18 protein-coding genes are annotated in these 18,433 nt (G+C 66.1%); 14 read left to right on the top strand and 4 right to left on the bottom strand.

The features are described 5' to 3' along the window. The first annotated feature begins 194 nt into the window (after positions 1-194). Together L1F06_RS15995 and L1F06_RS15990 are read left to right on the top strand one after the other, a co-directional pair. Positions 195-1,181 carry a DMT family transporter gene (locus tag L1F06_RS15995; RefSeq protein WP_012018208.1) on the top strand — a complete coding sequence of 329 codons (987 nt, stop codon included), beginning with the start codon at positions 195-197 and terminating at the stop codon, positions 1,179-1,181. Continuing rightward, complete coding sequence (locus L1F06_RS15990) at positions 1,169-1,510, top strand: DUF7709 family protein (RefSeq protein ID WP_129482055.1); 342 nt, start codon at positions 1,169-1,171, stop codon at positions 1,508-1,510. Before L1F06_RS15995 ends, L1F06_RS15990 begins: the two co-directional genes overlap by 13 nt. Here L1F06_RS15990 and L1F06_RS15985 read toward each other — a convergent pair. From L1F06_RS15985 to L1F06_RS15975, 3 genes are all read right to left on the bottom strand, one after another. Then, positions 1,500-2,117 carry an NAD(P)H-dependent oxidoreductase gene (locus tag L1F06_RS15985; protein ID WP_012018210.1) on the bottom strand — a complete coding sequence of 206 codons (618 nt, stop codon included), beginning with the start codon at positions 2,115-2,117 and terminating at the stop codon, positions 1,500-1,502. The genes L1F06_RS15990 and L1F06_RS15985 overlap by 11 nt on opposite strands. Further along, positions 2,110-3,504, bottom strand: a complete 1,395-nt coding sequence (locus L1F06_RS15980; RefSeq protein ID WP_129482056.1) for a class II fumarate hydratase — start codon at positions 3,502-3,504, stop codon at positions 2,110-2,112. The genes L1F06_RS15985 and L1F06_RS15980 overlap by 8 nt, the downstream gene beginning before the upstream one ends. 86 nt (positions 3,505-3,590) lie before the next feature. Continuing rightward, positions 3,591-4,601, bottom strand: coding sequence for a DUF2804 domain-containing protein (locus L1F06_RS15975; protein ID WP_012018211.1), 1,011 nt, complete (start codon positions 4,599-4,601; stop codon positions 3,591-3,593). A 275-nt stretch (positions 4,602-4,876) separates the two neighbouring features. Here L1F06_RS15975 and L1F06_RS15970 point away from each other — a divergent pair, with 275 nt between their 5' ends. From L1F06_RS15970 to L1F06_RS15920, 11 genes are all read left to right on the top strand, one after another. Next, on the top strand, positions 4,877-5,374 hold the full coding sequence (locus L1F06_RS15970) for a DUF2059 domain-containing protein (protein ID WP_003245078.1): 498 nt from the start codon (positions 4,877-4,879) through the stop codon (positions 5,372-5,374). Positions 5,375-5,385: 11 nt separating this feature from the next. Beyond that, the gene (locus tag L1F06_RS15965) at positions 5,386-5,679 is read left to right on the top strand and encodes a BolA family protein (protein WP_090425922.1); all 294 of its coding nucleotides are present in this window, start codon (positions 5,386-5,388) and stop codon (positions 5,677-5,679) included. Positions 5,680-6,003: 324 nt separating this feature from the next. Next, a complete protein-coding gene (gene trhO, locus L1F06_RS15960; RefSeq protein ID WP_003245074.1) occupies positions 6,004-6,942 on the top strand; it encodes an oxygen-dependent tRNA uridine(34) hydroxylase TrhO in 939 nt (312 codons plus the stop codon). Positions 6,943-6,944: 2 nt separating this feature from the next. Then, a complete protein-coding gene (locus L1F06_RS15955) occupies positions 6,945-7,577 on the top strand; it encodes a DsbA family protein (RefSeq protein WP_129482057.1) in 633 nt (210 codons plus the stop codon). Beyond that, complete coding sequence (locus tag L1F06_RS15950; RefSeq protein ID WP_012018214.1) at positions 7,570-9,351, top strand: ABC transporter ATP-binding protein; 1,782 nt, start codon at positions 7,570-7,572, stop codon at positions 9,349-9,351. Before L1F06_RS15955 ends, L1F06_RS15950 begins: the two co-directional genes overlap by 8 nt. 359 nt (positions 9,352-9,710) lie before the next feature. After that, positions 9,711-10,793 carry a 4-hydroxyphenylpyruvate dioxygenase gene (gene hppD, locus L1F06_RS15945; RefSeq protein WP_003245067.1) on the top strand — a complete coding sequence of 361 codons (1,083 nt, stop codon included), beginning with the start codon at positions 9,711-9,713 and terminating at the stop codon, positions 10,791-10,793. Between the two features lie 4 nt (positions 10,794-10,797). Next, on the top strand, positions 10,798-11,931 hold the full coding sequence (locus L1F06_RS15940; RefSeq protein ID WP_129482058.1) for a homogentisate 1,2-dioxygenase: 1,134 nt from the start codon (positions 10,798-10,800) through the stop codon (positions 11,929-11,931). Between the two features lie 78 nt (positions 11,932-12,009). Further along, positions 12,010-12,990 (top strand): fumarylacetoacetate hydrolase family protein, encoded by a 981-nt coding sequence (locus L1F06_RS15935; RefSeq protein ID WP_012018216.1) that lies wholly within the window; start codon positions 12,010-12,012, stop codon positions 12,988-12,990. A 66-nt stretch (positions 12,991-13,056) separates the two neighbouring features. After that, complete coding sequence (maiA, locus tag L1F06_RS15930) at positions 13,057-13,707, top strand: maleylacetoacetate isomerase (RefSeq protein ID WP_129482059.1); 651 nt, start codon at positions 13,057-13,059, stop codon at positions 13,705-13,707. A gap of 121 nt (positions 13,708-13,828) precedes the next feature. Further along, positions 13,829-15,289 carry a sodium-dependent transporter gene (locus L1F06_RS15925; protein ID WP_129482060.1) on the top strand — a complete coding sequence of 487 codons (1,461 nt, stop codon included), beginning with the start codon at positions 13,829-13,831 and terminating at the stop codon, positions 15,287-15,289. A gap of 290 nt (positions 15,290-15,579) precedes the next feature. Next, the gene (locus L1F06_RS15920) at positions 15,580-17,532 is read left to right on the top strand and encodes a methyl-accepting chemotaxis protein (RefSeq protein ID WP_129482061.1); all 1,953 of its coding nucleotides are present in this window, start codon (positions 15,580-15,582) and stop codon (positions 17,530-17,532) included. Positions 17,533-17,652: 120 nt separating this feature from the next. On the opposite strand, the gene L1F06_RS15915 is transcribed toward L1F06_RS15920, so the two are convergent. After that, positions 17,653-18,063 carry a VOC family protein gene (locus L1F06_RS15915; protein ID WP_003245055.1) on the bottom strand — a complete coding sequence of 137 codons (411 nt, stop codon included), beginning with the start codon at positions 18,061-18,063 and terminating at the stop codon, positions 17,653-17,655. A 62-nt stretch (positions 18,064-18,125) separates the two neighbouring features. On the opposite strand from L1F06_RS15915, the gene L1F06_RS15910 reads away from it, so the two are divergent. After that, positions 18,126-18,428 (top strand): putative quinol monooxygenase, encoded by a 303-nt coding sequence (locus tag L1F06_RS15910; protein ID WP_003245053.1) that lies wholly within the window; start codon positions 18,126-18,128, stop codon positions 18,426-18,428. Positions 18,429-18,433 lie beyond the last annotated feature (5 nt).

Raw genomic sequence — 18,433 nt, 5'->3', positions numbered from 1 at the left:
AATTGCCGACCTGATCGCAGTTTTTGGTGGTATTTCCAGGATCTTGACGCCGGAGAGCTGACGTCTTCTCGCCGCTGACAGGTACAGTTACGGCTGGGAGCGGGGTGGAACTGTTACTGTGTCTATCTCCCTGCCTTCCCTAGAATGACCTGCTGCGGCTGGCAAGCTCTGCCGGCCGCGAGCTAGAGGTCACCATGCACATTTCTTCCGGCCGTTGGCTATACGGCCTGCTGCTCGCCCTGACCACGTCCGTGTTGTGGGGCATCCTGCCGATCAAACTGAAAGAAGTTCTTCAGGTGATGGACCCGATCACCGTCACCTGGTACCGCCTGGCGGTGGCCGGTTCGCTGTTGCTGGCCTACCTCGCCGCCTCGCGTCGTTTGCCGCGCTTTCGCCCGCTGGGCCGCAAGGGCGGCTGGCTGCTGGCGCTGGCCGTCGCCGGGCTGACCGCCAACTACGTGCTCTATCTGATGGGGCTCAACCTGCTCAGCCCGGGCACCACGCAACTGGTGATCCAGGTGGCGCCGATTCTGCTGCTGATCAGCAGCCTGTTCGTTTTCCGCGAGCGGTTCAGCCTGGGCCAGGCGATTGGCCTGCTGGTGATGCTGCTGGGCTTCGGCCTGTTCTTCAACCAGCGCCTGGGCGAGCTGCTGACTTCGCTGACCACCTACACCACGGGTGTGCTCACCGTGCTGGCGGCTGCTTTCGTCTGGACCTTCTACGGCCTGGCGCAGAAGCAGTTGCTGACGCTGTGGAGTTCGGTGCAGGTGATGATGGTGATCTACCTGGCCTGCGCACTGCTGCTGACGCCCTGGGCGCATCCGCTGCAAGTGCTGGAGTTGAGCCCGCTGCAGGGCTGGTTGCTGCTCGCCTGCTGCCTGAACACTCTGGTGGCTTACGGGGCCTTCGCCGAGGCGCTGGCGCACTGGGAGGCCTCCAGGGTCAGCGCGACCCTGGCCCTGACGCCACTGGTGACCTTCGTTTCGGTGGCCCTGGCGGCGAGCTGGTGGCCCGACCACGTGCTGCCCGAGCAGGTCAACTGGATCGCCTACGCCGGTGCGGTGGTGGTGGTCCTCGGTTCGGCGCTGACCGCCCTTGGGCCATCGATCATGGCCAGCTGGCGTGCGCGAGCGGCCTCCATACACCTTGACGAGACGGAGCGAGAGCAATGGACGAAATGAAGCAGGGCAACAAGCTGGCCGAGATCAACCGCAAGATCCTCGCACCGGGGGAGTCGTTACCGGCGGTGACGCTGCAGGACGGCAGCCGCGTGCAGACCGGTACGGTGGCCGCCATGCTGCATAACATCGGGCTTTACGACCAGGGCGCGCGCGGCGAGGTCGAGCGCGAGCTGCGCCTGGCGGTGCCGACCTTGTGCCGCGTCGGCCTGTTCCGCCTGTTCAGCCCCGAAGAATGGATGGCCAGTGCTACCAGCCCGGGGCGCCGCTTCGTTGGCGAGCAGGCGCGCGACTATCTGGCTGCGAGCGCTCCGGAGAACGTCACGCCCTGAGACCCAGTGCCTCGGCCTTGCGCAGCCAGTTCTGGCGTTGCTGTTCGTCGGACGGGCGCACCGGTGCGAATTCGGTCAGGCGGCGGGTTTTGATACCGCAGAAGCCGAGGATGGTACGCACCATCTGCCGATGCGCCGGCGCGCCGTAGATCCAGCGGAAGTACCAGCGAGGCGTATCCATGGTCACCAGCAGGTCGGCGCTGCGCCCGCTGAGCAGTTTGTCCCACAGCTGTGAGCGATTGCGATAGCGGAAGGCGAAGCCGGGCAGAAATACCCGGTCGAAGAAGCCCTTGAGCAGTGCCGGCAGGCCGCCCCACCAGACCGGATAGACGAGCACCAGGTGCTCGGCCCAGTGGATCAGGCGCTGGGCCTCGAGCAGATCCGGCTCCAGGGATTGGCTCTGGTCGTAGCCGTCGCGCAGTATCGGGTCGAACTGCATCTCGCCCAGCCTGAGCTGGCGCACCACATGGCCCTTGCTGCGTGCGCCGTGGCTGTAGGCCTCGGCCAAGGCATGGCAGAGGCTGTCCTTCTTCGGCGTGCCGAGAATCAGCAGGATTCGCTTGCCGTCGCCTTCCAGCGGGGTGGCGCCGCTCTTGCCCTCAGTCATGCCGACCGGCTCCGAGCATGTCCTGCGGGCGAACCCATTGCTCGAACTGTTCTTCGGTCAGGTAGCCGAGCTGCAGCGCGGCCTGGCGCAGGGTGCTGCCCTCGGCATAGGCCGTCTTGGCGATCTCCGCGGCCTTGTCATAGCCGATATGCGGGTTCAGCGCGGTCACCAGCATCAGGCCGTTTTCCAGGTGCGCGGCCATCTGCGCGGCGTCCGGCTGCAGTTCGGCCACGCAGTGCTGCTGGAAGTTGCGGCAACCGTCGGCGAGCAGGCGGATCGACTGCAGCAGGTTGTGGATGATCACCGGTTTGAACACGTTGAGCTGCAGGTGCCCTTGGCTGGCGGCGAAGCCGATGGTGGCGTCGTTGCCCAGCACCTGGCAGGCGAGCATCGACAGCGCTTCGCACTGGGTCGGGTTGACCTTGCCGGGCATGATCGAGCTGCCCGGCTCGTTGGCCGGCAGGCGCACCTCGGCAAGCCCGGCGCGCGGGCCGGAGCCGAGCAGGCGCAGGTCGTTGGCCAGCTTCATCAGCGCCACGGCCAGGGTTTTCAGGGCCCCGGAGAGCTGCACCAGTGGCTCGTGACCGGACAGCGCGGCGAACTTGTTCGGCGCGCTGGTCAGCGGCAGGCCGGACAGTGCGGCGAGCTCGGCGGCAATGGCCTCGGCGAAGCCGGCCGGGGCGTTGAGCCCTGTGCCGACGGCTGTGCCACCCTGGGCCAGCTCGCAGACGGCGGGCAGGGCGGCGCGGATCGCTGCTTCGGCATGGCCAAGCTGGGCGACGAAGGCGGAAAGCTCCTGGCCGAAGGTGATGGGTGTGGCGTCCATCATGTGGGTGCGCCCGGTCTTGACCAGGTTGGCGTGACGCTGCGCCTGCTCTTGCAGACCGTCGCGCAGCTCGGCCAGCGCCGGCAGCAGGCAATGACGCACGCCTTGGACGGCGGCGATATGCATGGCGGTGGGGAAGCAGTCGTTGGAGCTTTGTGCGCGGTTGACGTGATCGTTGGGGTGCACCGGGCTCTTCCCGCCACGGCTGCCGCCGGCCAGTTCGTTGGCGCGGCCGGCGATCACCTCGTTGACGTTCATGTTGCTCTGCGTGCCGCTGCCGGTCTGCCAGACCACCAGGGGAAACTGCGCGTCATGCTGGCCATCGAGCACTTCGTCCGCAGCCTGTTCGATCAACCGGGCGATGTCGGCCGGCAGCTCGCCGCTGCGGCTGTTGACCCGTGCGGCGGCCTTCTTGATCAGCGCCAGGGCGTGCAGCACCGCCATGGGCATGCGCTCCTGGCCGATGGCGAAGTTGATCAGCGAGCGCTGGGTCTGGGCGCCCCAATAGGCTTCGTTGGGGACCTCGATGGGGCCGATACTGTCGGTTTCGGTGCGGCTCATGGCGTTCTCCGGGGGCAATTGCAAGGTTGCTGGCAGTTTAGGTCGTGCCGCCCGGTACTGGTTCCGCAACTTATCTATCGCGCCTATTACCAGCGGGCGTGCGTCTCGCCCAGCCAGCCGAGGGCGCCATCCACCGGCACGCGTTCGCCCTTGGGGCCGCGCAGTACACCGCTGTAATGGCCGAAGCGCTGGATGGTATTGGCATGGAAGGGGCCGAGCTTGGGACAGGCTTTGTGCAGCTGGCGCGGGGTGAAGCGCAGGGCCACGCGATCGTCCTCGCTGTCCAGGCGCCACGGGGCCAGCGGCGCCTGCGAGCTGCGTTCGATGTGCAGCGGGCTGTCGAGCAATTGCAGTTCGCCACCGAACCACAGGGCATTTTCCGAGAGCCCGCTGTAGTCCAGCCAGCCGGAGCCGAAATTCCCGGCGATGCCGCCAGCGGCGGCAAAGGCCGCGCGCTGCCAGTAGCTGTTCAGTGGCCAGACGCCACGGCCGAAATCCAGGGCGGCGAAGCTATGCCCGGGCACGCAGCTGTACTGTTTGCGCCCCAGCTGCACGCTGCCGGCCGCCGGCAGGCCGAGTTGGCGGCTGGTGGCGTGGAAACCGCCGCCCTGCAGAGGGGCGACCAGGTTGATCGACTGCAGGTGGGCCGGGCGCTGAATGTCCAGTGCGACCTGCAGCGGCTGGCCGCCGATGTCCGGCGCGGTGGCGGAGAGACGAAGGCGCCCGGAATGCTCATCGATGCGCAGTTGCAGGCGCGAGTGATTGAAGGCGTGGCTTTCCAGCGGCAGATCGGGCAGCTGGCAGCCCAGGCCGAAGGGGCGGAGCTGGGTATGGGCCACGGACTGGCCGCTGTCCAGATCGAGGAAGTAGGCGGCGCCGTAGCCCACGTAGTCGAGATCGGCGAGGGTCAGCGCAAGCATCCATTGCGGCGTGGTGATGCACCAGTGATTCCAGCGTTTGCGTCGGCCGGCGTGGCCGTGCAGGGTACAGTCCACCTGCGGGCGACTCGACCAGCCGATGGCCTCGTCCAGCAGTCGCCCTTTGCTGTCGCAAAGCCGCTGGAGCGGAAAGGTGGCGTGTGAGGCGAGACTGGTCATCGGGCACGTCCGTGTGTGTGCGCGGGTTGGCGATCAGGTGCCGGAGCGGGCGCTGCGCAAGCCGTTGGTATGGAAAGCGGAGATCGCAAGCATGCAGAGCCAACTCAAGCATGAGCAAGTACTGGCAATTTGGCAACTGACCAGTGGGTGCGCCAGTGGGCAGCCTGTCTGTGAGGTGGTGCACAAATCGCGTCTCTTGAGGGATTTTGGCGCAGGGCACAAAATGCCGGCACCGCAGTCTACCCAGACTCATTCATAGCCCTGGACGCCTTCTCATGCTCCGTTTCTCCCAACTCTGCACCGCCGTTCTGCTCAGCGCGAGCGCATCCCTGGCCATGGCCGATGCCGCCAGTCACGCCGCCGATGCCGAGCGTTTCCTCAAGCTGGCCCACGCCGACAAGCTGACCGTGCCGGTGTACGGCCAGGTGCAGCAGATGTTCGCCCAGCGTTTCGCCGAGGCGCCGAATGGCAAGAAGGCGGTGCTGGAAAGCTATCAGGCCAAGGCCAATGCCGCGCTGGACAAGGCGGTGGGCTGGGACAAGCTCAAGCCGGACATGGTCAAGCTCTACACCAGCAACTTCAACGAGCAGGAGCTCAAGGACCTGATCGCTTTCTACGAATCGCCGCTGGGGCAGAAGGTGCTGCAGAAGATGCCGACCCTGACCGCGCAGTCCGCGCAGATCACCCAGAGCAAGCTGGAAACCGCCGTGCCCGAGGTGAACAAGCTGCTGGCGGACATGAGCAGCGAGCTCGGCCTGCCGAAACAACCCTGATGGAGCCCACGATGTCCAAGCAAGACCTGATCACCGCCGCCCTGGCCGCGTTGCAACCCGAGCACCTGGAGGTGCTGGACGAGAGCCACATGCACAGCCGCGGTCTGGAGACCCACTACAAGGCGGTGATCGTCAGCCCGGCGTTCGCCGGGCTGAATGCGGTGAAGCGACATCAGAAGGTCTACGCCACCGTTGGCGAACTGATGGGGCAGATCCATGCCTTGGCCCTGCATACCTATACCCCGCAGGAATGGGCAGAGCAGGGCGCAGCCCCGGCCTCGCCGACCTGCCGCGGCGGGCATTGAGGTAGCCGGATGCAATCCGGGGACGACCTGCGGCAGTTCCCGGATTGCATCCGGGCTACGTGACAGGCTGTCGCGCCTTGTCGCCAACCCGCCCCGGCGATTCTCTGCTTTGCTACAATCGCTCCCGCGCCGGCCCACGCCGGCGCTTTCGTTTAGATTCTCGATCCAGCGAGCTAGAGCCATGCAAGGCAAAAGCAGGCGAGGAAGCGCAGTGTACTTTTGTACTTGAGCATTCCGAGCCTGTTTTTAACGCAGCAGGGCCGACGCGCAGCTGATCGAAGTCCAGTCCGCCCTTTACGTGGGCGACTACTGAGAGAACTGTTCATGACCGACAAGATCGTCGTCGCGGCGCTGTATAAATTCGTCTCCCTGCCGGACTACCAGGCGCTACGCGAACCCCTGCTGCAAACCCTGCTCGACAACGGCATCAAGGGCACCCTGCTGCTCGCCGAAGAGGGCATCAACGGCACCGTGTCCGGCAGCCGCGCCGCCATCGATGCGCTGCTCGCCTGGTTCCGCCAGGACGCCCGCCTGGCCGATATCGACCACAAGGAATCCTACTGCGATGAGCAGCCGTTCTATCGCACCAAGGTCAAGCTGAAGAAGGAAATCGTCACCCTCGGCGTGCCGGGCGTTGACCCCAACCAGCGTGTCGGCACCTACGTCGAGCCGCAGGACTGGAACGCCCTGATCAGCGACCCCGAGGTGCTGCTGATCGACACGCGCAACGACTACGAGGTGGCCATCGGCACCTTCGAGGGCGCCATCGACCCCAAGACCAAGTCGTTCCGCGAGTTTCCCGAGTACGTCAAGGCCCACTTCGATCCGAGCAAGCACAAGAAGGTGGCGATGTTCTGCACCGGTGGCATCCGCTGCGAGAAGGCCTCCAGCTACATGCTCGGCGAGGGGTTCGAGGAGGTCTATCACCTCAAGGGCGGCATCCTCAAATACCTCGAGGAAGTGCCGCAGGAGCAGACCAAGTGGCGCGGCGACTGCTTCGTCTTCGACAACCGCGTGACCGTGCGCCACGACCTGTCCGAAGGCGACTACGATCAGTGCCACGCCTGCCGCAATCCGATTTCCGTGGAAGATCGCCAGTCCGAGTACTACAGCCCCGGCGTCAGTTGCCCGCATTGCTGGGATTCGCTGCCGGAGAAGACCCGTGAAAGCGCCCGCGAGCGGCAGAAGCAGATCGAGCTGGCCCGTGCGCGCAACCAGCCGCACCCCATCGGCCGCGACCCCCGCCAACTGAACGAGGCCTGACCATGGCTAGCCGCCTGCTCTACGTGATGGACCCGATGTGCTCCTGGTGCTGGGGCTTCGCACCCGTGGTCGAAGCCCTCGCCGAGCAGGCGGCTGCGGCCGGCGTGCCGCTGCAGATCGTGGTGGGTGGCCTGCGCCGCGATCAGGTGGCGATCGATGCGGCAGCGCGGGTGCGTTACCTGGGCTACTGGCAGGCGGTCAACGCCAGCACCGGGCAGCTGTTCGACTTCGACCACGGCCTGCCCGAGGGCATGGTGTACGACACCGAGCCGGCCTGCCGTGCGCTGGTCACCGCACGCCAGCTCGATGCGCCCAGCGCCTGGACCCTGCTCAAGCTGATCCAGCAGGCCTTCTACACCGAGGGTGCCGATGTCACCCAGGCCAGCGTGCTGGTGGAGTTGGCGGAGCGGGCCGGCATTCCGCGTATCGAATTCGCCGAGGCCTTCGACAGTCAGGCCATGGTTGATGCCACCGCTGCCGATTTCGCCTGGGTGCAGGATCTGGGCATCGCCGGTTTCCCCACCTTGCTGGCCGAGCGCGAAGGCCAGCTGGCGCTGCTGACCAACGGCTATCAGCCGCTCGAGGCGCTTTCGCCGCTGCTGGAACGCTGGCTGGAGCGCGCTGCCAATGCCTGATCGGTTGAGCTGGGCAGAAGTCCGTCGCCTGGCCCTGCGTCACAAGAAAGCGCTGATCCTGGCCAATCTGGTTGCCGTGCTGGCGACCCTGTGCAGCGTGCCGATCCCGCTGCTGTTGCCGCTGCTGGTGGACGAAGTGCTGCTGCATGACGGCGATGCGGCGCTCAAGGTGATGGACAACTTCCTGCCCGCCGAGTGGGAAACCGCCGCCGGCTACATCGGCCTGATGCTGCTGCTGACCCTGCTGCTGCGCGGCTCGGCGCTGATCTTCAACGTGCTGCAGGCGCGGCTGTTCGCCAGGCTGTCGAAGGACATCGTCTACCGCATCCGCATGCGCCTGATCGAACGGCTCAAGCGCATTTCCCTCGGCGAGTACGAGAGCCTGGGCGGCGGCACCGTGACCACCCACCTGGTCACCGATCTGGACACCCTGGACAAGTTCGTCGGCGAGACCCTCAGCCGCTTCCTGGTGGCGATCCTGACCCTGGTCGGCACCTCGGCCATCCTGATCTGGATGCACTGGCAACTGGCCCTGCTGATCCTGCTGTTCAACCCGCTGGTGATCTACGCCACCGTGCTGCTGGGCAAGAAGGTCAAGCACCTGAAGAAGCTGGAGAACGACAGCACCTCGCGCTTTACCCAGGCGCTGACCGAGACTCTGGATGCGATCCAGGAAGTGCGCGCCGGCAACCGCCAGGGCTACTTCCTCGGCCGCCTCGGCGGGCGGGCGCGCGAGGTGCGCGACTACGCCGTGGCCTCGCAGTGGAAGAGCGATGCCTCCAACCGCGCCAGCGGCCTGCTGTTCCAGTTCGGTATCGACGTGTTCCGCGCCGCGGCGATGCTCACCGTGCTGTTCTCCGACCTGTCCATCGGCCAGATGCTCGCGGTGTTCAGCTACCTGTGGTTCATGATCGGCCCGGTGGAGCAGCTGCTCAGCCTGCAGTACGCCTTCTATGCCGCCGGTGGTGCGCTGACGCGGATCAACGAGCTGCTGGCGCGCCAGGACGAGCCGCAGTACGCCGGGCGCGTCGACCCTTTCAAGGGGCGCGACACGGTCGGTATCGAGGTGCAGGGGCTGACCTTCGCCTATGGCGAGGAACCGGTGCTCGACCGGCTCGACCTGTCCATCGCTCCAGGCGAGAAGGTGGCCATCGTCGGTGCCTCCGGCGGCGGCAAGAGCACCCTGGTGCAGCTGCTGCTGGGCCTGTATACGCCGCAGGCCGGCAGCATCCGCTTCGGCGGCAGTGCGCTGGAGGAGATCGGCCTGGACTGCGTGCGCGACAACGTCGCGGTGGTGTTGCAGCACCCGGCGCTGTTCAACGACACGGTGCGCGCCAACCTGTGCATGGGCCGTGAGCGCAGCGACGAGGCCTGCTGGCGTGCGCTGGAGATTGCCCAGTTGGCACCGACCATCCAGGCGCTGCCGCAGGGGCTGGACAGCGTGGTCGGGCGCAGTGGCGTGCGTCTTTCCGGCGGCCAGCGTCAGCGCCTGGCCATTGCCCGCATGGTGCTGGCCGAGCCCCGGGTGGTGATCCTCGACGAAGCCACCTCGGCGCTGGACGCTGCCACCGAATACGCCCTGCACGAAGCGCTGGCGCAGTTCCTCAGCGGCCGTACCACGCTGATCATCGCCCACCGCCTGAGCGCCGTGAAGCAGGCCGATCGCGTGCTGGTGTTCGATGGCGGCAGCGTCGCCGAGGACGGTGACCACCAGCAGCTGATCGCCGATGGCGGTCTCTACGCCAAGCTCTACGGGCATCTGCAGCAGGGTTGATTGCACCGCTCCAACCTTCAGTTCGCTGCACTTTGCCCTCGGCGCCGGGGTGGCTGGTGAAATCCGCCAGCCCCCTGAAAAGCTGCTGGCACCGCTCTGTCACCGCCTTCCTGCCGATCCTGGAGACAACCGCGGCAGCTCGTCTGGCAGGCTGTCGAACCACTCTGGCAAGAAAACCTTACGCATTTGCAGGGGTAGCCATGCTGCCAGCCTGGCTGTAAGAAAAACTTGCCAAGGCTTTGCGGCCAGCGACCTGCCCGAGCCATCGCACCGCCTTGTTCGCCGTCTGCCATCGGGTTGTCATGGGTTCATCCAAACGCGCCCTGCGGCGCAGCCCACAAAAACAATGAGGAGGCGAGATGAACGCCGTGGCCAAGATCGAGCAGCACAACCCCATCGGAACCGACGGTTTCGAGTTCGTCGAATTCACCGCACCGACCGCCGAAGGCATCGAGCAACTGCGCCAGTTGTTCACCGCCATGGGCTTTACCGAAACCGCCAAGCACCGCTCGAAAGAGGTGTGGCTGTTCCAGCAGAACGACATCAACATCGTGCTCAACGGCAGCCCCACCGGGCACGTGCGCGCCTTCGGCGAGAAGCACGGCCCCAGCGCCTGCGCCATGGCCTTCCGGGTCAAGAACGCCGCCCAGGCCGCGGCCTACGTCGAGCAGCAGGGCGCCAAGCTGGTGGGCAGTCACGCCAATTTCGGCGAGCTGAACATTCCCTGCGTCGAAGGCATCGGCGGCTCGCTGCTGTATCTGGTTGACCGCTATGGCGACAAGACCATCTACGACGTCGACTTCGAGTACATCGAAGGCCGCAGTGCCAACGACAACGCTGTCGGCCTGCAGTGCATCGACCACCTGACCCACAACGTGCGCCGCGGACAGATGGACGTATGGTCCGGCTTCTACGAGCGCATCGCCAACTTCCGCGAGATTCGCTACTTCGACATCGAAGGCAAGCTCACCGGCCTGTTCTCCCGCGCCATGACCGCGCCATGCGGCAAGATCCGCATCCCGATCAACGAGTCGGCCGACGACAAGTCGCAGATCGAGGAATTCATCCGCGAGTACCACGGCGAGGGCATTCAGCACATCGCCCTGTCCACCGACGACATCTACGCCACCGTGCGCCAGCTGCGCGCCAACGGCGTGGACTTTATGACCACCCCGGACACCTATTATGAAAAGGTCGACAGCCGCGTCGCCGGCCATGGCGAGCCGACCGATGTGCTGCGCGAGCTGAACATCCTGATCGACGGAGCGCCGGGCGATGACGGCATCCTGCTGCAGATCTTCACCAACACGGTGATCGGCCCGATCTTCTTCGAGATCATCCAGCGCAAGGGCAATCAGGGTTTCGGCGAGGGCAACTTCAAGGCGCTGTTCGAGTCGATCGAGGAAGACCAGCTGCGTCGCGGTGTGATCTCCGAGGAGTGATGCGATGAGCCGCCAATGGATCCGCTTTCCCCTGCGTGAAGGCGAGTGCTCGCGCCAGGCGCATTGCGACCTGCCGCAGGGCACCTACGAGCGCGAGATGGGCCGTGAGGGCTTCTTCGGCCCCACCGCGCACCTGCACCACAAGCATCCGCCCACCGGCTGGATCGACTGGGAAGGCCCGCTGCGCCCGCATGCGTTCAACTTCAACGACATCCCCAGCGAGCGCGACTGCCCGCTGGCGGCGCCGCTGACCCTGCACAACGCCGATGTGAAGTTGCGTGTGTGGCGCACCCACGGCGCCATGCGCCACCTGGTGCGCAACGCCGACGGCGACGAGTTGCTGTTCGTCCACGAAGGGGCAGGGCACCTGTATTGCGATTTCGGCCATCTGGAGTACCGCGACGGCGATTACCTGCTGATCCCCCGCGGCACCGCCTGGCGCATCGAGGCCAGCACGCCGAGCTACTTCCTGCTGATCGAGAACAGCGACGGCGCCTACCAGCTGCCGGACAAGGGCCTGCTGGGGCCGCAGGCGATCTTCGACCCCGCCGTGCTCGATCATCCGCGGCTCGACGAGGCCTTCAAGGCGCAGCAGGACGAGAACACCTGGCAGATCAGGATCAAGCGGCGCAATCAGATCAGCACCGTGACCTACCCGTACAACCCGCTGGACGTGGTCGGCTGGCACGGCGACAACACCGTGGTGCGCCTGAACTGGCGTGACATCCGTCCGCTGCTCAGTCATCGCTATCACCTGCCGCCGTCGGCGCACACCACCTTCGTCGCCAACGGCTTCGTGGTCTGCACCTTCACCCCGCGGCCGGTCGAATCCGACCCCGGCGCGCTCAAGGTGCCGTTCTATCACAACAACGACGACTACGACGAAGTGCTGTTCTATCACCGCGGCAACTTCTTCAGCCGCGACAACATCGAGGCTGGGATGGTCACTCTGCACCCCTGCGGTTTCCCCCACGGGCCGCACCCCAAGGCGCTGAAAAAGAGCCAGGAGGACCCGGCGACCTTCATCGACGAGGTGGCGGTGATGATCGACACCCGCCGCGCGCTGGAAGTGGCCGATGCCGCCGGCGCGGTGGACGTGGCCGAGTACGTCAACTCCTGGCGCGCGCCGGGGTTGTAGGACGCGCGGGGCCGCCTAGGCTGTGCGCCCGATGACTGATTGCAATGGTGCGCACAGCGCACCCTACGAGGTTTGAACATGAAACTCGCATCACTGAACCAGGGCCGCGACGGCGTGCTCGTCGTGGTCTCCCGCGACCTGGCCCGCGCCGTGCGCGTACCGCAGATCGCCGCCACCCTGCAGGCCGCGCTGGACGACTGGGCCGTGACCCGGCCCAAGCTCGAAGCGGTCTATCAGCGTCTCAACGACGGTCTGGAGGAGGGCGCCTTCGCCTTCGATCAGGCCGCTTGCCACAGCCCGCTGCCGCGTGCCTACCACTGGGCCGACGGCAGCGCCTATGTCAATCACGTCGAGCTGGTGCGCAAGGCGCGTGGCGCCGAGATGCCGGAATCCTTCTGGCACGACCCGCTGATGTACCAGGGCGGCGCCGATGCCTTTATCCCGCCGCACAGCCCGATCCGCCTGGCCGACGAAGCCTGGGGCATCGACCTGGAAGCCGAGCTGGCAGTGATCACCGACGACGTGCCGATGGGCGCCACGCCGGCTGAAGCGGCAGGCCATATCCGCCTGCTGATGCTGGTCAACGACGTGTCGCTGCGCAACCTGATCCCTGGCGAGCTGGCCAAGGGCTTCGGCTTCTACCAGAGCAAGCCGTCGTCGAGCTTCTCGCCGGTGGCCATCACCCCGGACGAGCTGGGCGACAGCTGGAAGGACGGCAAGGTGCACCGGCCGCTGGTCTCGCACATCAACGACGCGCTGTTCGGCCAGCCGAACGCCGGCGTGGACATGACCTTCAACTTCCCCACCCTGGTCGCCCACGCCGCCAAGACCCGCCCGCTGGGCGCCGGCACCATCATCGGTTCGGGCACCGTGTCCAACTACGACCGCAGCGCGGGCTCTTCCTGCCTGGCGGAAAAGCGCATGCTGGAAATCGTCGAGCAGGGCGAGGCGAAGACGCCGTTCCTCAAGTTCGGCGATCGGGTGCGTATCGAGATGTTCGACGTAGCCGGGCAGAGCATCTTCGGCGCCATCGATCAGGTGGTGGAAAAGTATGAGTAGCCCGGATGAAATCCGGGAAATTCCCAGGCCAGCCCCGGATTGCATCCGGGCTACGGGGGATGATCGATGCTGAAACTCTATGGCTACTGGCGCTCCAGCGCCGCCTACCGCGTGCGTATCGCCCTGAACCTCAAGGGCCTGGCTTACCAGCAGGTGCCGGTGCACCTGGTCAAGGATGGCGGGCAGCAGCACGGCGCCGACTACCGCGCGTTGAACCCGCAGGGGCTGCTGCCGCTGCTGGTGGACGAGGAGAACGGCGGCGTACGCATCGCCCAGTCCCTGGCGATCATCGAATACCTCGAGGAAATCTTCCCGGTACCGGCGCTGCTGCCGGCCGATCCGGCCGAGCGCGCCCAGGTGCGGGCGCTGGCGCTGCACATCGCCTGCGATGTGCATCCGCTGAACAACCTGCGCGTGCTGCAGTACCTGTCCAGCGAGCTGGGCGCCTCCGACGAGGCGAAGAACGCCTGGTACAGGCACTGGGTCGGCCTCGGCCTGGCGGCGGTGGAAGAGGGGCTGGCGGCCTTCGACGGTCGTCTGTCGCTTGGCGAGCGGCCGGGATATCTGGAAGCCTGTCTGATCCCGCAGCTGTATAATGCGCGGCGTTTTAACTGTGACCTTGCCGCGTACCCACGCATTCTCGCCCTGGCGGCGCGCTGCGAACCCCTGCAGGCCTTCCAACAGGCCGCGCCGGAGGTGCAGCCCGACGCTCAGTGAGCCCGGTTGGCTTCGCCCACCGAGCCCAGGCGAACCCGGCCCGATAAAAGCCTTGCATTCCGCTGCGCCACAAGCGCGGCGGGTCCGATTCTCGTCACAGATAAAAACAAACAGGTGACGCATGACCCGTGAAAAACCCAAGAACCTCTGGCTCTCGCGCTGGGGCTTCATCCTCGCTGCAACCGGCTCGGCCGTGGGCCTGGGCAATATCTGGAAGTTCCCCTACATCACCGGCGAGTACGGCGGCGGCGCCTTCGTGCTGATGTACCTGGCGTGCATCCTGGCCATCGGCATTCCGGTGATGATGACCGAGATCGCCATCGGCCGCCGCGGCCGCGGCAGCCCCATCGATGCTATCGGCCGGGTGGTACGCGAGAACCAGGGCAACCCGCTGTGGAAGGCGGTCGGCGGCATGGCCATGCTCGCCGGTTTCATGATCCTGTGTTTCTACGTGGTGGTGGCCGGCTGGGCCTTCGCCTACACCTGGAAGATGCTCGACGGCTCGCTGGCCGCCACCAGCGTCGAGGCGCTCGGCGGGGTGTTCGAGGCGCACAACGCCAACCCCTGGCAGCTCGGCGGCTGGAGTGTGCTGGTGGCGCTGCTGACCCTGTGGATCGTGGCCAAGGGCGTGCAGCAGGGCATCGAGAACGCCGTGCGCTGGATGATGCCGGGGCTGGCGCTGATGCTGATCGTGCTGGTCGGCTACGCCTTCACCAGCGGTAGCTTCCACGCCGGGTTCGACTTCCTGTTCCATTTCGATGCCTCGAAGATCACCGGCGAGGCGTTGCTGGCCGCATTGGGCCATGCCTTCTTCACCCTCAGCCTGGCCTCGGGCGCCATCCTCACCTACGGCTCCTACATCCCCGACGGCCAGTCCATCGCACGCACCACCTTTCTCGTGGCGATCTGCGACACCTGCGTGGCGCTGCTGGCGGGGCTGGCGATCTTCCCGATCATCTTCGCCAATGGCATGAGCCCGGGCGCAGGGCCGGGGCTGATCTTCATGAGCCTGCCGCTGGCCTTCCAGCAGATGCCGCTGGGCACCGCCTTCGGCGTGCTGTTCTTCGCCATGGTGTCGATCGCCGCGCTGACCTCGGCCATCTCCATGATCGAGGCCACCGTCGCCTACCTGAACGAAAAACACGGTATCAGCCGTCTGAAGTCCGCTGCCTTGGCCGGTGCCGTGCTGCTGGTCATCAGCCTGCTGGCCATGCTGTCGTTCAACCTGCTGGCCGGCTGGACGCCGCTGGGCAAGAACGTCTTCGACTGGCTGGACTACCTGACCTCGCGCTGGATGATGCCGCTGGGCGGAATCTGCATGGCGATCCTCGCCGGCTACGTGCTCAATCGCGAGATCATGCGCGACGAGCTGGACCTGCCGCCGCTGGGTTATGCGCTGTGGCTGTTCATGGTGCGTTACGTCAGCCCGGTGCTGATCATGGTGGTGTTCCTCCACGCCCTGGGCTGGCTGCTGTTCGATCCGGTGGCGCAGTGGTACTGGATCGCCGGCGCCATCGGCCTGCTGACGGTCGCCGGCGAGGTGCTGCGGCCACGCGTGGTGCCGGTGCTGGCCGGTCGCTGAGTCTGGCGGCAGATCGAGGCGCAGCTCCGCGAGGGGCTGCGCCTTTTTTGTGGGCGGCGAAAATTCGCCAGTAATTCGGCGTCAATAAGCGGATAGTTGCCGAGCGGGGCCGGGTCATCGTCCGGCAGCGGCTATGCTCAAAGAAGCGAATTGGCGAATTGCCAGTACTCAAGCAGGGTGCCCCTCCTGCCGATACCTGGGTTTCGGTTTGGCACAGCAGTTGCGTTGCCTTCCGACCAGGCTGCGCTCACGAGGTGCGGTCCTATAAGAAGAACCCTGGAGTTGCCCCTATGTTTGAACCTGCCGCACGTCTGTTCGCCAACCTTGCCGTTGGCAAGAAACTCTTCATCGGCTTCGGTCTGGTATTGCTGCTCACCGCAGCCATGACCGGCAGCGGCTTTCTTGCCGTGCAAGCCGTGCTGCAGGGGCACGCCCAGGTCGGCCAGCTGGCACAGGTCAACCAGGAGATTCTCCAGGCCCGCCGCCTGGAACGCAGTTTCGCCATCGAGCAGACCCCGCAGAGCGCGGAGCGCGTGCGGGCCAGCCTGCTTCAGGTGCAGGGACTGCTCGACCAGCTCGCGCAGAACGGTTCGGGCGCCAGCTCGCGCAATCAGACCATGCAGCAGGCCGTGGCCGAGTACCTCAAGCAGTTCGACAACTATGTCGAGCAGCAGGACAAGGCGCGCGAGGCGCGCCGCGACATGCGCGCCGCCGCCGCGGAAACCCGCGACCAGTTCGAGGTGATCGAACTGGACATGTACGACGCCGTGCGCGAGCTGCGTCTGCAGGGCGACCGCCTGCGTGGCAGCGATCCGCTGACCCTGGCCGAGACCGCCTCCGGTCTGAGCAAGCGCATGCTCGACCTGCGTGGTCATGAAAGCCTGTACATCATCGACGGTTCGGCCGAGGCGCTGGAGGAGTGGGAGTACGTCAGCGAAGACCTGCAGACCGTGGCCCGCAGCCTGATGGTATGGCTCAACGACGACCAGAAAGGCGCCATCGACACCGCCTTGCAGGCGCTGACCCTGTACCAGCGCTCGTTCCTCTACTACCAGCAGCTGCGTGAGCAGAACCAGGCGACGGAAAACGCCATGATCGAACGCGCGCGTTCCGTGGTGGACCTGGCCGAAGCCGCCCAGGCCGCGGCCGAGCAGGGCATGCTCGACGACAGTCAACGCGCCTTGGTGATGCTCGGCATCATGGGCGCCGCAGCGGTGGTGCTGGGCCTGTGCGCAGCCCTGCTGATCACCCGCCTGATCGTTGTGCCGCTGCGCCAGAGCGTCAGCTTCGCCCAGCGCATCGCCAGTGGCGATCTGAGTCAGGACATTCCCCAGCAGCGCAGCGACGAGGTCGGCCAGTTGTTTGCCGCCATGCAGGACATGACCCTCAGCCTACGCAACCTGGTCGGCCGTATCGGTGGCGGCGTCGGGCAGATCGCCGCCGCTGCCGAGCAGCTGTCGGCCATCACCGCGCAGACCAGTGCCGGTGTGCAGACGCAGAAGCTGGAAACCGAACAGACCGCCACCGCCATGCACCAGATGGCCGCCACCGTGCAGGAGGTGGCGCAGAACGCCGAGCAGGCCTCGCTGGCCGCACGCGACGCCGATCTGGAGGCGCAGCAGGGCAATCGCGTGGTGCAGCAGGCAGTGGATCAGATCGACAGCCTGGCCAGCGAGGTGGAACAGTCGGCCGAGGCCATCGCTGCGCTGAACCAGGAGAGCGCGCGTATCGGCAGCGTCCTGGAAGTGATCCGCAACGTCGCCGAGCAGACCAACCTGCTGGCGCTCAACGCCGCCATCGAAGCCGCGCGGGCGGGTGAGCAGGGCCGCGGCTTCGCCGTGGTCGCCGACGAGGTGCGGGCGCTGGCCAAGCGGGCCCAGGACAGCACCGAAGAGATCGAGAGCCTGATCGCCGGTCTGCAGCGCATGGCCAAGGGCGCCGTGCAGCAGATGGACAGCAGCCGCGAGCTGACTCGCCGCACCGTCGAGCTGGCGGGCGAGGCGGGCGATGCGCTGGGACGCATCACGCAGGCGGTGAGCACCATCGAGCAGATGAACCAGCAGATCGCCGCCGCCGCCGAGGAGCAGAGCGCGGTGGCCGAGGCGATCAACGAAAGCGTGACCCGCGTGCGCGACATCGGCGAGCAGAGCGCCGCCGCCACCGAGCAGACCGCCGCCTCCAGCGCCGAACTGGCGCGCCTGGGCGGGGAGCTGCAGGAGCTGGTGCGGCAGTTCCGCACGTAGGGTGCGCCGTGCGCACCAAACCTCCGGTGTTGGCGATCGGGCTGACCACCGCAACCGTTTTGCGGAATGTCCCCTGTGTACCTGGTGCGCGCGGCGCGCCCTGCGCAGCGCTGCTCCTGGTTACCGCTGGCTGAAGCGTTGTCCCGATAGCGCGGGGTGGTACAGCGGCTGCACCTTGTTGCCGGCCGGGTCGAGCAGATGGAAGCTGCGCGCCCCGTCGCCGTGATCGAAGGGGCGATCCAGCAACGTCACCCCACGCGCCTGGAGGTAGTGGTACCAGGCCTCCAGCTCCTCGACGCTGTCGACGATGAAGCCGTAATGATCGACCAGCGGCACGCCGTGACTCTCGGCATAGGCGCGGCCGAGGGAGAGGTTGTCGTTGCCGCAGGTCAGATAGACCAGATCCTCGTTGGCGCGGTGCAGCACCTGCATGCCCAGCACCTCCACGTAGAAGCGCTCGCACTCCTCCAGGTTGGGCACCAGCAGAGCCAGGTGGCGCAGGCCGTTGAGACGGGACGGACGGTCGAGCATGTGCGTGCACTCCTATTTTGTATACAATTTGTCTTTCAATATAAGACATAAAGGAGTGTGCTGTGTACGGCCTTCTGCTCAAGACCCGCCTCAAGCCGGGTGCCTGCGATGCCTTCATGGACGCCATGCGCGTCAACGCCGCCGCCTCGGTGCGCGACGAGCCGGGCTGTCTGACCTTCGACGTGCTGCGCGACCGCAGCGACGCGGACCTGGTCTGGCTGTACGAGGTCTACGTCGACGAGGCGGCCTTCGAGGCGCATATGCGCACGCCGCATTTCCTCGCCAGCCGGCCGCTGGTGGAACCGCTGATCGAGAGCCAGGAGGCCATCGAGGCCGACCTGCTGGCGCTCAATCCGTCACGCTGACTGCA

It is taken from the genome of Pseudomonas hydrolytica (genome assembly GCF_021495345.1).
In the GTDB taxonomy this organism is placed as follows: domain Bacteria; phylum Pseudomonadota; class Gammaproteobacteria; order Pseudomonadales; family Pseudomonadaceae; genus Aquipseudomonas; species Aquipseudomonas hydrolytica.
The sequence above is the reverse complement of the archived record's forward strand: the minus strand, read 5'-3'. Positions and strand labels throughout refer to the sequence as shown.

Coding starts and splice junctions, on each gene's coding strand:
- L1F06_RS15995 (WP_012018208.1), top strand. CDS start 195: ATGCACATTTCTTCCGGCCGTTGGCTATACGGCCTGCTGCTCGCCCTG.
- L1F06_RS15990 (WP_129482055.1), top strand. CDS start 1,169: ATGGACGAAATGAAGCAGGGCAACAAGCTGGCCGAGATCAACCGCAAG.
- L1F06_RS15985 (WP_012018210.1), bottom strand. CDS start 2,117: ATGACTGAGGGCAAGAGCGGCGCCACCCCGCTGGAAGGCGACGGCAAG.
- L1F06_RS15980 (WP_129482056.1), bottom strand. CDS start 3,504: ATGAGCCGCACCGAAACCGACAGTATCGGCCCCATCGAGGTCCCCAAC.
- L1F06_RS15975 (WP_012018211.1), bottom strand. CDS start 4,601: ATGACCAGTCTCGCCTCACACGCCACCTTTCCGCTCCAGCGGCTTTGC.
- L1F06_RS15970 (WP_003245078.1), top strand. CDS start 4,877: ATGCTCCGTTTCTCCCAACTCTGCACCGCCGTTCTGCTCAGCGCGAGC.
- L1F06_RS15965 (WP_090425922.1), top strand. CDS start 5,386: ATGTCCAAGCAAGACCTGATCACCGCCGCCCTGGCCGCGTTGCAACCC.
- trhO (WP_003245074.1), top strand. CDS start 6,004: ATGACCGACAAGATCGTCGTCGCGGCGCTGTATAAATTCGTCTCCCTG.
- L1F06_RS15955 (WP_129482057.1), top strand. CDS start 6,945: ATGGCTAGCCGCCTGCTCTACGTGATGGACCCGATGTGCTCCTGGTGC.
- L1F06_RS15950 (WP_012018214.1), top strand. CDS start 7,570: ATGCCTGATCGGTTGAGCTGGGCAGAAGTCCGTCGCCTGGCCCTGCGT.
- hppD (WP_003245067.1), top strand. CDS start 9,711: ATGAACGCCGTGGCCAAGATCGAGCAGCACAACCCCATCGGAACCGAC.
- L1F06_RS15940 (WP_129482058.1), top strand. CDS start 10,798: ATGAGCCGCCAATGGATCCGCTTTCCCCTGCGTGAAGGCGAGTGCTCG.
- L1F06_RS15935 (WP_012018216.1), top strand. CDS start 12,010: ATGAAACTCGCATCACTGAACCAGGGCCGCGACGGCGTGCTCGTCGTG.
- maiA (WP_129482059.1), top strand. CDS start 13,057: ATGCTGAAACTCTATGGCTACTGGCGCTCCAGCGCCGCCTACCGCGTG.
- L1F06_RS15925 (WP_129482060.1), top strand. CDS start 13,829: ATGACCCGTGAAAAACCCAAGAACCTCTGGCTCTCGCGCTGGGGCTTC.
- L1F06_RS15920 (WP_129482061.1), top strand. CDS start 15,580: ATGTTTGAACCTGCCGCACGTCTGTTCGCCAACCTTGCCGTTGGCAAG.
- L1F06_RS15915 (WP_003245055.1), bottom strand. CDS start 18,063: ATGCTCGACCGTCCGTCCCGTCTCAACGGCCTGCGCCACCTGGCTCTG.